1 protein-coding gene is annotated in these 15,707 nt (G+C 62.0%); it reads right to left on the bottom strand.

The window, feature by feature from the left end:
• Positions 1-41: 41 nt before the first annotated feature.
• The gene (locus tag G7044_RS14780) at positions 42-15,032 is read right to left on the bottom strand and encodes a carbohydrate-binding protein (RefSeq protein WP_166330227.1); all 14,991 of its coding nucleotides are present in this window, start codon (positions 15,030-15,032) and stop codon (positions 42-44) included.
• Positions 15,033-15,707: the final 675 nt, after the last annotated feature.

Here is a 15,707-nt window from a genome sequence, read left to right as displayed (position 1 = left end):
AAAGATGGTGGCCGCGCCGAAACCGGCGCGGCCTTTATGCGTCACGACATCAGGTCAGAACCGAACAGGTTGCCCAGCTGGCTTGGCAGGATTGCATCGTCCTGATCCAGATCATCCGGTCCACCCGAGAGGGTTTGCCCCGCGTCATCGCTGATGTCGTCCCAGGCAGCACTGGCCATTGCAGCCGGTGAGGCGCTCCGCGCAAGCGGTGCCGCCATCGCACTCGCAAATTGTGCGACCGGAACAGCATCCGCCGGCGTCAGGTTGATCGCAGACAGATCCTGCGAACCACCCGAGAAGGTCACCCGCATCACCTGCAACCCGGCCTCAAGCTGGACCTGAGCCGAACCGGTTTCCTGGAAGGTGGTCCAGCCGCCGGTCGGATCGACATCCACACTGCCCGTGCTTTCATAGACCTGCCCACCCTTGCGGAAGCTGGCCTCGATTGCGCGGTTCGTCTGGCTGCCACCGAAGGCTGACAGGAAGCTGACATCATACAGCCCGTCTTCGGCCACATTGATCGTGTATTCCAGCCATTCGCCATTCGCGACCCATCCGATATCGCCCGATGCGGTCTGTTCGACGCTGCTGCCGGGGCGGCCGTTGGTGGTGCCGCCCTGCAGACCAGGCGCATCGTTGTAAGCGATGCCCTGCCCCCCATCGTCATAGTCCGAGGCGTCGATGCTGATCGCGTCATCCCCGACCTGGAAGGCCAGACCGTTGACCGGGGTCTGACCCGGCTCGGCCACCTGCGAGGTGTATTCGTGGATGGTCACCGCATTCAGCGCCGCGTTGTCGATATCCGCGACCATGCCGATATCGATCTTGCCATTGGTCACCGTCACCACGGCGTCGAAAGAGATCGGGGTGTCGGGACCAGCCTGGGCGAATGGATCGAGATTGCTGATCACCTGCTGGCCGTTGACGGTGGCATCAAACTGACGCTGCCCGGCGCTGTTCCAATAGGTTTCCTGCGTCCAGAGCGTGACCACATAGGTCCCGTTCGGGATCTCGATCGAGGCGGTCCAGTTCGATCCGTCCTCATAGGTCTTGAAGGCGGAACCGGCCGTGGCATTCGCCCCGTTCGGGTCGGTCGCATAGTCAGAACCCTGAGCCGGGTTGACCGAACCCGAGATGGTGACGCGCGGGTCGTTCTGGCCGACAAGCGCCTCTCCGATCACCGGATCAAGCGCGATGGCTCCGCCACCGAAATTGACCCCAAGAACATAGCCGCCGCCCGGATTGACCGGACCGGTGCCATCATCGGCTTCGTGGATGGTAACGGCATTCAGCGGCGCGTTGTTGATATCGGCGATCATGCCGATATTGATCGTGCCGTTGGTGACCGTCACCTCGACCTCATAGGCGATGGGCGTATCTGCACCTGCCTCGGCGAAGGGATCCAGGTTGGTGATCACCTGCTGGCCGTTGACGGTGGCGTCGAACTGACGCTGGCCGGGCGCGTTGAAATAGGTCTCCTGCGTCCAGAGCGTCACGATATAGGTGCCATTCGGAACCTCGATCGCGGCGTTCCAGTTGGTGCCGTCTTCATAGGTCTTGAAGGCGGAACCCGCCGTGGCACCCGCACCGTTCGGGTTGTTGGGATTATCGGTCCCAGCACCCGGATTGACCGCACCCGACAGCGTGACCCGAGAGTCGTTCTGTCCGACCAGAGCCACATTCAGCACCGGATCAAGCGCGATGGCACCGCCGCCGAAGTTGACGCCGAACAGATAGTCGCCCTTGGTGCCCGGATTGGGCGTGGTGCCGCCGTCATTCGGATCGAAGAAGGCGACCGTGCCGTCCGCGTCCTGATCCGTCTGAAGCGCGTCGTTCACGCCGTCCCCATCCGCGTCCTCGGCCGCCGTAAGCTGATGCGGCTTGACGTTTTTGATGACGAACATGTGGTCGTTGTAATCGTAGTTCCCCGCGCCTGGATAATCCTGGATCGCGATATAGGTCCCTTCGATCACATTGCCGTCCGCATCAAGCGCCTGGAAGAAGCGGATCAGGTGGCCCTGATCGTCCCCGACAAGCTGGCCGAAATCGGGGTCGATCCGGTTGGCTTCCGGGTCCGTCCAGGAGGCATAGGTCGGACGCCCATCAACCGAGACAAACAACCCGAACGGGTTATTGCCGGTAATGGTGGCCCGCGCCACACCGCCGGTGTCACCGGTGCCCGGCACCAGACCGTCGGGCAGGATGGTCTGCGCCTGCTGATCGTCCTGGGCAAACAGCTCGGTCGTGTCCGAGGATTGCAGCGAATGCACCCCCAGCCGCGCGACGTTGTTGTAGTTCAGGAAGGCGGCAAGCTGGATCACCTCGACATTCTTCGACGGATCGAGCTTCTCCAGATAGGGCATCAGCACTTCGTCGCCGATTGTCTCGACAATGCCGCCGCCGGCCAGTTCGGACTGCGCCATGTCGGTGCCATAGCCGAAGGCCTCGACGATCTGCGCCACAGTCGGTTCAGAGTTGTTTTCAGAAAACTCCTGCGCGATGCCGGCAAGCTGGATCACCGTCTGCGGGTTGGTCACATCGTTCGATGTCACCGTCAGCGTGGCGTTCTGGATCACCGCCCCGGCGGTGTTGCCCGGATGGGTGCCGGTATACTGCACCGTCACCGTGGCGCTGCCACCTGCCGGGATGGTGCCCGGCACGGTCCCGACGATCTGGAAATTGGCGGGATCGCTGATCGCGATACTTTCAATCGTCAAGGCCGCGAAGCCGTCATTGCTGAGGGTGAAGGTGGTCTCGTTGCGGAACTCCTGCGCCGCGGCTGCCGGGTTGTCGATATTGGTGAAGACAAGCCGGTCATCCGCCGCCGCATCGTCCAGACCCGAGACCTCGATGCTCTGACCGAAGCCGACCGGCTCGACACCCTCGATCACGAACATGTTGTCGTTATAATCGTAGTTGATGCCGGTGTAGTCCATGACCCCCAGATAGACATTCGGGATCACGTTGCCGTCGGCGTCCAGCGCCTGGAACATCTTGACCGTGTGGCCCTGCTGCGCGCCCGGAACGGTCACGCCGCCGGTCGGGTTCAGCGTCGGGTCGGTGGACAGACCCGCGACCGAGATCCCGAAGACGCCATTGCCGACCCAGTTGCCCGGAATATTGCCGTTGCCGAAGTCTTCGGTGGCATAGCTGGTCGGGCCGCCGGAGTTCGGCAGAAGCCGCTGGTTATCCGCCCCGTCATGGTTCCAGAAGGTGACCTGCTGGCCCTTGTTGCCGGGGTTATGGATGCTCAGTGTCGCGCCGCCCGGACCGTGGAAGGCCGCGATCTGTGTGACCTTCGCCTGGGTGACGCCATCGGCCAGTTTCCAGTAAGGCGACAGAACCTCGGTCTCGTCGGTCTTGGCGAACACGTCATTGGTGCTGAGCGAGCTGTTCTCGCCACCGCCGAACAGCGTCAGCCCTTCGATCCGGTTGCCGAAGCCGAAGACCTGCCAGACCTCGTTGACATTGGGCTCCATCCCGCCTTCGGGCACGTTCTGCCAGAAGCCGGCCAGATCCACGTCGATGAAGGGATCGTCCGCGTCATTGGTGTTCAGCCGCAACCGGCCCTGGAACACGGTCGAAGTGCCGTCCAGATTGCTGGTCGGGGGCGTATATGCGGCACGGTCGAAGTTGATCGTGACATCCACGAACGCGCCCGGCGCCAGGGTCAGCCCGTCCAGCGTCGCCGGAGAGGTGATGGTGAACGGTCCGCTGAGATCCGCCGAGTCGATGGTCAGATCCTCGGTGCCGCTATTGCTGATCCGGACCACCCCGCTGTCTTTATAGTCGCGGGTTTCGCCCGACTGCACCGGGTTCTCGATATAGGAGAAGTGCAGGCGGTTGTCGAAATAGGTCGGATCGCTGCTGACCACCTCGATATCGGCATTGGCGTTGCCGCCGGCCGCCGAGACATCCAGATAATCAAGCGCGTTTGCACCCGGCGCATCCGAGACGATGCGCAGCTCATAGACGGTGCCGGCCTGAAGCGTCGTGAAGATGGATTCCTCGGCACCACCGGCACCGGGGAATGGCGTCCCCTCGATTTCCTCGCCGTTCAGGAACCATGTCAGCCCCCGACCGTTCGGCGCACCCGCATTGCTGGCCGTATCCAGCTGATAGACGCCATCGGCGGCGACGGTGAAGTAGAACACCGCCTCGCTTCCGCTGACCGTATTGGCCGAACCATCCGTCGCCTCCAGCTCGATCCGGCCAGAGCCGTCGATATCGGCCGGGACCGGCTCGAACGGGACAAGCGGCGCTTGCGAGACGCGCAGATAGTCGACATTCGGACCATTCGCCGCCGGTGCCGTCACCGTGATGGTGTTGACGCCAGCAACAAGCGAAACCGTGGTCTGCTGCGGCCCCCACTGGGTTTCCGCCGCGTTCGAATTCGGCGCGAAGGGCAGCGTATCGACCACCGTGCCGTTGATCGTCAGCGCCATCGGCCGCGGCTGCTTGGCCGAAGACAGGGCATAGATGATATCCAGCCCGTATTCGCCGGCCTCGGTCACCGTAACGGTCCAGGTGATCGTCTGATCGCCCGTGCCGTCAAAGTCGACGAAGTTGCCCGACTGCGTGCGGTCCTCGGTCAGGATCACCGGGCCGTTCAGCGCGGCATTCTCGGCCTCGTACATCACATAGGTGACGCCGTTGACGTCCTCGATCCCGTCGCCGACCGGCGTGGTCGGGTTGGTCGGCACCAGGATTTCAAGCTGGTCGATATTCGGACCCGTGTTGTTGACCGAACGCAGTGTGACCGTGTTCTGGCCAGCAACAAGCGCCGCCGGGATTTCCACGATCTGCCAGTTCGCCCAGCTTTCATCAGTGGTCGCCGCAGTCGTTGGCGCGAAAGCCGCGACCGTGACGATGTTGCCGTTGACCTCGACCTGAAGCGGACGGTCAGCGGTGCCGCCATTGGCATAGCGGAACTGAAGCACCGCATCGCCTGCGTTCTGCGCCGGGACGTCGAAGGTGAAGGACAGGAAGTCCTCATTCGTCGAACCGAAATCGGCGTAACCGCCCGGCGTGCCATCGGTGTTGTCGGTATTTCCGTCGATCCCGAAGGCACCCGGACGCAGGCCGTTGACCAGCCCGGTCGTCCCCGGTTCCGGGTTGGAGGCGTCGCGGATCTCGATCCCGGCATTGGGCGAGGTCGGAACGGCAACGCTGGTCCCGTCACCCGGCGTCTTGTCCTCGGCCTGGATCGTCACCAGCGAGATCAGCTGGGTCGGCTCCTCACCGGGTTCGAAGACGACACTGGCGCTGGCAGAGTTCAGCGCATCATCGGTCACTTCCAGAACGGCGGTGACATTGCCGGACAGTGCGCCCAGATCAATGGTGAACTGGTTGTTGCTGTCCAGCGTCACCGTCGTTGCCGGCGCGCCGTTGAAGGACACGCGCAGCGCGGTGATGTCATCGTCAAGGCCGTTGACCTGGAAGATCGCAGCGGCCGGGTCGCTGACATCGAAGGCGACAAGCGCAAGATCGCCATTTTCGTCGGCGGTGATGTCTTGCGAGGGGCCACCGGGTGCCGGGGTCAGCAGGATCAGCTGGCTGGCGCCCGTGCCGCGGTTCAGCGTCATCAGGTACAGCTGTCCGGTCACCGGGTTCTCGATGATGTCGAGCGGATCGATATAGTCGTCGATGACCGAGCCATCCGGGCGGCGCAGCACGTCATCGCCGGTGATATTCCCATCCGCATCCACGGTGACGTAACGGACGTTATCGCCGACCGAGAATTGCGCGAAGATCACCGCGCCTTTCAGGTTGGACCCGAATGCGTTGCCCGTGTATTCCGTGACACCGTTCGGCGAGCGGTTGAAGTCCAGGTTATAGACGCCATCCAGATCCCAGTTCGGATCAGGCTGCACACCGACCTGATAGCCATCGGTGGCGCTGTTGGTGTCATCATTCGCATCGACCTGGAACGGGTCTTGGCCGGCCGTCGGGTTGCCGCCATTCAGCACATATTCGCCGCGCAGCGCCACAGGGTGGCCGTAATAGCCCCCCTCCTCGACAGTAAACAGGAAGTCCGGCTGTTTCGGAGAGTTGCTGACCGTGGTGTCCAGACCGGGCTGGTTGGGATCCACAGGCGTCTTGCCGCCCGAAGCCGTTCCGTTTGTCGGCACGTACAGATTGCCGTTCGAGTGCCAGAGAAGATCATAGGCGTTCCGAACACCGGTCGCGAAAATCTTGACCACGGCATCGGCGTCATAGGGGTTGTACATCCCCGGATAGGTGCCGTCGGCGTTGAACTCGCTGGCCGGGAAAGAGGTGGTAGGCACATCGGTCAGCTCAATCGGTTCGGTCCGGATATCGTGACCTCCCGCCGGGGCGGTCTTGGTGATGTCGATTTCCAGAATTGAAGCGTTCAGCAGGCGTTCCGGCCGGTTACCCCAGTTGTTATCCGGGCTGCCCGCGGCCGAGTTAGAGCCCTGCGACAGATACAGCAGGTATTCCGGTTCGCCGGGTTCCCCAAAGTCGGGGTTCGCGCGGAACTCAAGACTGTTGGTCACGTGGTCACCGCCAGAGCGTGGCAGGCCGAAGGCGAAGGTTTCGGCCGTTGCAGTTTCGAATTCGCCGTTGCTGCCAAGGGTGATCTTGCTGACACGGCCAGAGAATTCCGGCGTGTCGAACGCTTTGGATTCACGCGGGATCGGTGCGTTGTCACTGATCCAGATCGTGTTGGGATCGTTGGGATCGAACACCATGCCGATGATCCCGCGCCGCCCCAGGGCACCCGCATCCAGATAGTCGAGCGACAGGGTTTCCTGCGATGCCTTGTCGATGGAGCCATCGGCATTGACGTCCCAGCGATGGATCTCGCCGGTGATGGTGGCGATATAAAGCTTGCCGTCAGGGCCGAACTCGATCGAGGTATAGCCGAAGGCGTTGTCTGCGAAACCGTTCAGCTGCGTGGTCGTAGCAAAAGCGACTTCGCGCGGCACATCCACGGGTGCAAGGCCGGTGACGAAGGTTGTGCTCAGGTCCTGCATCTGGCGCAGCGGTGCCGTCGGATCGTCGACACTGCCAAGGTCCAGCACGTCCTCGACCTTCAGCGTATAGCTGGTGTTTTCCTTCAGGGTGGTCAGCGGACGGATCGTCACCGAATCCGCACCACCAGAGATCTGGACGTTGATCGCGACTTCCTCGCCGGTCAGCGTCTCGACCAGCTTGACATAGTCGACATAGGTAACGTTTGGCCCCCGGTTGCCCGGTGCCTGAAGGTTGATGCCGACAACAAGCTGAGAGGTCGGGTCGATACCGGTCGGCAATTCGCCGTCAGCACCAATCGCGATAGAGGTCTGACCGTCCAGATTGGCCGCAACCGGATCAACGAAGTAGGAATAATCCAGATCCGCTGTCCGATTGTCATCCGGCGTCAGATCCGGGATTCGTTCAACCTCAAGCGACTGGATTTCGGTATTGACGCCGCCGATCGAGTCGATGGTCAGCTTGCCGTCCGTGACCTGCACAATGGCCGTCACACGGGTCGAGCGGAAGCCCTCGCCGTCATCTGTCGATCCGTCGATGGGATTGGCGGGCACCCAGTTGGGCATCACGCTCTGACCTTCGACATTGATCGCATATGTGCTGTCGAAAGCGCCCGCCGTATCGCCGACGTTCAGCGTGACCTGATAGGTGCCGTTTTCCAGCGCCATTTCCCATGCGCGTGAACCGCTGGCACCTGCGCCCGGATATTCGAAATGGGCGTAGGTTTTCTGCTCGTCCGTCGCGCCGGGAACCATGTCCTTGTACCAATGCGCATTGGCTGGCTGCGCCGCAGGCGTCGTGCCGTTTGCGGTGCCGTCGGCAACGCTGTCTTCGGTGACCCAGCCATAGGTAAAGCCATTGCCGCGATCGCCGTAAGCCGCACCGGTATCCGCTTCGAACCCGGCCGGGGTCTGGTAACCGGCAGGCAGGCCCTGCTGGGTCTGCGACGGGGCAGGTTCGAAGTTGATCTTGATGATCTCCTCGAAATAGACGGTATCGCGCACCGGCCCGGTCGGATTGCCCCGGCTGACCGTGACATTGTCGATATTCGGCCCCGCATTGCCGATATTTGTCAGCGAGATCACGTTTGCCCCGGCGTTCAGCGGAACGTCGATTGTAACCTCTTGCCAGTCGGCCCATGCCTCTGCCCCGGTCGGAGCAGTGCTTTGCGGGAAGGAGACCGTCTGTTCCGTGCCATTGATGCTCAACGTCATCGGGCGGTCAGCATTGCCGCCATTGGCATAACGCACGGTCAGCTGATAGGTGCCCTGGTCCGGCACATCGACAGTGAAGTTGGCACTGTCGCCAGCTTCGCCGCCCATGTCGAGATAGCCTTCGCCCTCATAGCCCGGACGAAGCCCGTCTGCGTCGAATTCCAGCCCGGGACCGGAATTGCCGGCATTGGCGTTCGGCTCGGGGTTGTCGTCGGTCCGGTACACGGTATCGGTCACGCCGCCGGTGGGCTCAAGGTCTTCAACGTCGAAGGTCTCGCCCTCGATCGTGACCGTGAAGGGCGGAACGACCGTGCCGCCGTCAAAGGCAAAGCTCAGCTCGTCGATATTCGGGCCGTTTGTCGCGCCGGCCGGCAGTTCCAGACGGATCTGGTTGCTGCCCTGCACAAGATCCAGCTGGATCGTCTGGGTCACCCAGCTTTCCCAGCCCTCGCCGGCGACGAGCGGTCCCGGCACGAAATCCACCGATTCCGCGGCGCCACCATTGACCGACACGTCAAGCGGACGGTTGCCCGCGCCGCCATTCGCATAACGGATGGTGACGGTATAGCTGCCCGCTGCCGGTGCATCGACATTGACGACAATCGCATCGCCGGGGTTCGTGCCGAAATCGACATAGGCGTCACCGACGGCACCGGCGCGGAAGTTGCCGAAGGCATCGGGATTGGCCGCATCCACGACGCGGGTGAAATCTGCGTTCGTCGGCAGCCCGGTATCATCCACCGTAACTTGCGTCGCATCTTCGGCCTGGATGGTGAAGTCATCCACGACAGGCGTCGCGACAACGATGGTCATCGTCGCAGAAGCCTCGTTCCCGACTTCGTCGGTCACATAGGTCGTGACCGTATAGCTTCCCGGTGCAAGGGCCGAACCATCGGCCGTGAAGTCGCCATCCGCATCGGGCAGGACCACGACACGGGTGGCGCCACCGTCAAAGCTGATCTCGGTCTTGACGATATCGAGGTCGATCCCCGCCAGGTTAAAGTTGATGGAGGCCGCCTGCGTCGGGGTCAGATCCGCATCCGGGCCGCTGAGGAACAGCGGAATACCATCCTCGTCTGCCGACGTGTCCGCAGTGCTGGCCGACGTCACCTCGATCTGGTCGATATTGGGACCGGAGGCAGCGCCTGCCGGTATGGTGAAGGACAGGGTGTTGCTGCCCGCAGTCAGCGTGACAGGCAGGCTCAGGATACCCCAGTTGTTGAAGCCTTCCGTCGGCCCGCTCTGCGTGGTGCCGGTGTTCGGGAAGACCGTGGTGGTCGCCGCAGCGCCATTCACCGCAATATCCAGCGAGCGTTCGCCGCCGCCGAAGTTCTGCGAGGCATAGCGGACGTTGATGACATAGTCGCCATCGGCAGGCACGTCGATCGTGAAGGTCAGCGTGTCGCCCGGATCGTCGCCATAGTCGATATAGCCGGTGCCGTTGAAATCGGGGCGCAAGCCCTGGAAGCCGCCGGTTTCCGGGTTGTCAGGATCGCGCACCACTGTTTCGGTCGCATCCCCGTCAGGGTTCGTGGACAAGGTGATCGCCGCGTCCTCGGCCTGCAACACGAAGGGCTGGAAGGGGGCCGGCTGTCCGACATTGACGGTGAACTGGACGGAATCCGAGTCCAGCGTGCCGTCAGAGGCGAAGACCTCAACCGCGTAGGAACCCTGTGCAAGCGCCGGGTCCACGATCAGCTCACCACCGACCAGCGTCAGACCCGCAGGCAGCGGTTCGCCGCCGACAAGCTGCGCGACATAAGTCAGCGTGTCGCCTTCGGGATCGGTTGCACCAAGCCCGCCGGCGACATCGATATTGCCGCCTTCGCCTTCGGCCAGCGTGACATCCGCGATGGCAGCAGCCGCATCTAGCACGGGCGCTTCGTTCACGTCCTCGACGGCGATTTGCAGCGTCGCTGCGGTCGCGTTGCCGTCGCTGTCGGTCGCCGTCACCTCGACCGAGACGACATCTGCGGCTTCATGGTCAAGCGATACGTTATCGGCCAGACGCAGCTGATCGCCTTCGATGACAAAGCGCGCATCATCGGTCGAGAAGGTGACCGTGCCGCCATCGGGATCAACGGCGCTCAGCGTGCCGATCACGCCGGCGAGCGTGTTTTCCGCGACCGAGGCGTTGTCCAGAACCGGCGCGGAAGGCGGTACATCCGTCGGCTCGGCAAGTGTCAGCGTGATGTTGTCAAAGCGCAGATGCTCTTCATCCGCCAGGCCTGTCAGGGTCAGCAGAGTGCCCGCCTCGACATAAACAACCTTGTCGAAGGTGATCGTCTTGCGGTTCCCGGCCTGTCCGGCATTGCCACGGCCCGTCGTCCCGTCGCCATTCAGCCACGTCCCTGCATCGTCGAAGCTGGCATCGTCTGCGACCGAAACACCGCCGACATCGATCGAGAAGGTGGCGGTGCCATCGGTCTCGTCATAGATCGTGACCGAGACGGTGTAATATCCGGCCGGAACGCCGCCCGCACCCAGATCGGTCGTGATGCTGGCCGACTGGTTGGCATTGGTCTTGATCAGCTGGCTGCCCGAGGCGCTTGTCGCCGCGGCGGCATAGAAGCCCACGGCATCGGGCAGGCCGGTGAAGTCTTCGGCCTCGATGGTGAAGGTGTCACCGATCTGCGGCGCGTCGATTTCGAAATCAAGCGCCAGCGACGCGGTCAGCCCCCCCGCATCGGTCGCGATGACCTGCACCGAGAAGATGCCGCCCTCGGTCGGTGCGCCGGTGATGAGCTGCGTCACGGGGTCATAGCTGAGCCCGTCCGGCAGGGTCGCGGGATCGACGCTCAGCGTCAGCGTGTCGCCATCCGGGTCAGAGAAATATTCGGCGAAGAGCGAGATATCGATCGCCTCGACCTGCTCGCCTGCCTCGTAGACATAGGGTTCAAGCGCGACACTCGCGACCGTCGGCGCATCATTCACATTGCTGATGCTCAGGGTGAAGCTGTCGCTGACCGTCGCATTTGTCGCCGCGCCATCATCGGCGGTGACGGTAACGGTGTAGCTTCCCGGCAGGCCGGGCAGCGTGCCCAGCATCACATTGCCGCTGAAGCTGATATCCGGGAACTGGTCGGTGACATCCGCGCCGGTGCCGTCGGTGATGGTAACGCTGTAGCTCAGCGGCTCGCCCTCGGGGTCGACGAATGGCAGGTCGACCTCGATATTGGCGCCCTCCTGTATGTTCAGATCGGTGATGCCCCCGCCCACGACATAGGGCGCTTCGTTGCCGGTTGCGGCACCAGCCTCGATCAGTTGCACATTGCTGAAGCTGGCCGTGCCAAGGCCGCCGCGCACGGGACTGTCATCGTCGGAAACGAAGACGAGCGAGTCGATCACCTTGCCGGCATGTGCGCCAAGATCGATGAAATAGCGCGTCGAACCGTCCGGTTGCGGTATGCCGGTGCCCTTGAGATCGATCATCCGGCTATGCGAATCCGTACCGTCCAGAGCATAGACACTGCCGCCGGTGTCCAATCCGTTATCATTCAGGTCAAAGCCGACAGCCACGATCTCGGGCGTGTTCGGGCCGATCATCACGTCAACGGCGATCTGGGTATCCGCCGTGATGGTGTAATCGGTGCCCAGATAGGCGCGCTTCCAGTGGTTGTCATTCAGTTCCAGGGTGGCGCCGGAATTGGTGACGGCAAAATTGTTGCCGCCGTCCTGAGACCCGGAATAGCCGACCACATTGCCCGGGGTGAAGACCAGGTCCAAGGTCGATCCGGTCGGCGGAACCACGACCGGCGTGACCGTGAGCGACAGGGGCGCCGAGGATGTCAGGGTCCCATCCGACGCGGTGATGGTCAGGTCAACTGTTTCATCGGGATCGAATACCGCGCCGCTGACCAGGAACAACTGGCCGTCAACGATTTCGAAACGGCTGTCGCTGACGGTGAAGGTAACGGTCTGACCTTCGGGATCTGTCGAGGTCACGGTGCCAAGCGGCTCGCCCGGCGGAACGCTTCCCGAAATCGTGGTCGGACCATCATAAACCGGCACGCTTGGGGGCTGATCGACGGGGGCTGAGCCGGTGACATTCAGGGCAAAGCTGCTGGAGGAGGTCAGGCTGCCATCCGATGCAGTCACGGTCAGGTCGATCGCCTCTCCCGCGTCGAAGACGGCACCTGCCGCGACCACGATATCGCCATTGGCGACCTCGAACCGCGCATCGCTGAGCGTATAAGTGACCGCCGCGCCTTCGGGATCGACAGCCGACACGCTACCGATGACAGCGCCCGCTGCGACGTCATCAGCAAAACTGTCTGGCCCGGTATAGGCAGGCGCGCTTGGCGCTTCATCAACGTCGTTCACGGTTACCGTGACCGCCTGCGTCGTCTGGTTGCCGCCGCCATCTGTGGCGGTCACCTCGACGGCATAGCTGCTTTTGCTTTCATAGTCCGCGGCTGCATTCAGGCTGAGCGCACCGGTCGAAGGATCGATGCTCAGCAACCCCTGATCGGCGCCGCCGGTGATGGAATAGCTGACCGGGTCCGGCGTCTGGCCGGTGGTGGTGTCTGACACGACATCAGACGCGGCGACGGAACCGATCGCAGTTTCGTTTTCGTCCATTGCGAACTGGCCGGGCACGTCAAAGCGCGGCGCGAAATCAGGCGTGTCGCCTATTCCCGTGATCGCCAGGGCATCGATATTCGGCCCATTGCCGGAATTCAGATACAGGGCGACGTCGTTCTGCCCCGCAGCCAGTGTGATTTCAGTCGTCAGCACTTTCCAGTTGTTGAACGGATCGGTCTGGGTGCCGCCTGCCGTCACCGGAAACGCAATCGTGGCAACAACCGCGCCGTCAACCATGACCTGCGCATTGCGCACCGTCGAAGAAGCATAACGGATGTGCAGCTGATAGGTGCCCGCAGTCGGCGAAACGATGTCATAGCTGACCATCTCGCCGGTGCTGCCGAAGTCCAGATAGCCCTCACCGCTGTAATTCGGACGCAGCCCGAACGCGTCGACCGCACTCGGCCCCTCATCATTGCCGTTGGTCTGGGTCATCATCTTGCTGACCGGGGTGCCGCCATCCGGGCGCGAGATCGTCCCCGTTTCGGCCTGCACATAGATGGGCTCGAAATAGTCCGATACGCTGACCGTAAAGGCCTGCACGGTGCTGTCGCCAGCCTCGTCCGTCGCGGTGATCTCGACGTCATAGCTGTCGTCGGCCGCGTTGCCGGTATAGGTGGGCGCCGTCAGGAAGCTGAGCTCGCCAGTCGTGTCATTGATCGTGAACAACGCCGCATCCGCGCCGCCGGTGATCGCATAGGCGACCTGCTGGCCATCGGCATCGGTCGCGGTGACCAGATCCACCACCGTCTGCCCTTCAACGATCTGAAGCGTCTGCGCAGCGGCGAATTCCGGCGCCAGGAAGCTGTAATTCCCCCCCTGTTCTACAAGGGCCACCCCGTCGATATTCGGCCCCTGCAACTCGGTCTGTTCAAAGGTCAGCACATAGTCGCCATCGGCGTTGGTTTCGCTCAGTACGATATCGATCGTCTGCGTTTCCCAGACCGAGAAGCTGCCGGTGTTCGTGTTCGCAATGGCGCCGACCTGCGTGCCGCCGTTGTAGATTGCCAGAGGACGCGCAGCATTCGTACCGCTGCCGCCATTGGCGTATTTCACCACCAGCGTATAGGTGCCCGGCCCGGCAACATCGGCCGCGGGGATCACCACGCTGAATTTCTGACCGGCGGGTCCGCCAAGATCAAGGTAGCCCTCGCCCGAAAAGCCGACGCGCAGCCCGTTTGCATCGAAGTTGGCCGATCCGTCTGCCGTCGGCTCGGGATTGCTCGGATTGCGAAGCGTGCTGTCGGCACCGATGATCGCGAACTGGGTATCCTGAAAAACGATGGGAAGTGCCATGATGTCCTCGTTAATTGCCGGTGCGGCGGCAACTGGTGCCGCCGCTGGAGCCGGTGATCTCGTGGTGATGTCGTCATTGACGATGGAGGGCGGGGTGCCAGAGGCGTTCGCGCGGGGGGCTGCGCCTGAAGCATTGGTCTTTGCTGATGGGTCAGAGGCGCTGTTCTCCGCCTCCACATCAGTTTCGCTCACATTCTGCGGCGTGCCAGGGTTGGTGCCGACATTGCTGTCGTCTGGCAAAGATCTGTCGTTGTTGTCGTCGGCGACCGGGTCGCTGACGGTATCGGGAAGAATATCGACCGGCCCGCCCGTTCCAGGCTGGTCGGGGTCGGAAACCTCGGGAAGATCGTTCGCATCGCGTGTCTGATCGATCCGGCTTGCCGGATCCGCGCTTTGGGGGAACTCGGGAACCGGCGCGAGGCGCGAGCCTTCCGACGCCGTCACCAGAACGTCAGGCACCGGAAACCCGGCACGGACAGGTTGTTGGCCTTTGCTGTCAGCCTGCAGGGCATCGTGCTGATCGCCCGCCGCAGGAAGCGGCAAGTCGACCGCAGCCCCGACCTTCGCATCAGACTGCGCAGGATTGGATCGATCAACTACCTCAGACCCGGCCTTGCCATCGGAAAGGGCTCCCAGGTCAAGGTCATAATCGGTTGGCGCGGCATCGCCGCCTTCATCTGCCTCCGCTTCGACCGGCAGGGCCGCCGCCACCAGAACGGCTGTCGCCACAAGGGTTGCGCTGTCGACCGCACCATCGCCGGCCTGTCCGCCCGTACCGACAGACGCGTCTGTTTCGCGGACATAGATGTCATGGATATCCGGGCCGGCACCGTTCTGGCCCCTTACGATCACCTCATGAGAGCCGGCGGCAAGTTGCAGGGTGACGGGCAGTATCTCGGTGCGATCCCAGTCGCCGGTTGACGGAAACTCGAGTTCGGTCAAGGCAACGCCATCAATGCTCAGGGCTGCGTATCGCTCGCTCGGCCATCCGTTCGAATATTCCAGTGCAATCTCTAGCTGAGCATCGCGGGGCGTATGCACGACTTTGCTGATTGACGATCGTCCGGTTTGATGAGGTGGCACAACAAAAACACTCCCCAGGCAACTACAAGAGAACTATGAGCCGGGAGGCTGACGTGCAGCAATTGCTAAAAAGTTCATTAAATTTTACATGTTAACCACGACACTAAACAAATCAGCATAAGCACTAAACAATATGCCAATGCGGCCACCAGAAACTAAACAGAGGCGTATAAAATAGGTTAAACTCTATCTGAGATTTTGCCGCCGCAACTTGACCTAGCGTCAAGCATTCCTGAGAAATTTCACAACGATCATCGGACGAATTTTCTCTGGCGAGAGGAAATTACGTGAACTGATTCGTTGCATCGGCAGGTTGAACAGGCCCCGCACAATCGCGCCCTGTACTTTTCGATAGGTTTACAAACAAATGCGAACTTCTGCGGGTTAATTGTCAAATATTTTATGAGCGTCATGTGAGAACGGCGGTGCGAAATTAGTCCACGTTAGCGGCGGCATGGTGCTGCTGCGGGCGGCGTAAAAGTCGTCCACCTATTGCCTTTCTGCGTCAGCAGGGAGGGCGTGAGGATTTACAGC

This window comes from Paracoccus xiamenensis, from assembly GCF_011308835.1.
GTDB classification, from domain to species: Bacteria; Pseudomonadota; Alphaproteobacteria; order Rhodobacterales; family Rhodobacteraceae; genus Paracoccus; species Paracoccus xiamenensis.
The sequence above is the reverse complement of the archived record's forward strand: the minus strand, read 5'-3'. Positions and strand labels throughout refer to the sequence as shown.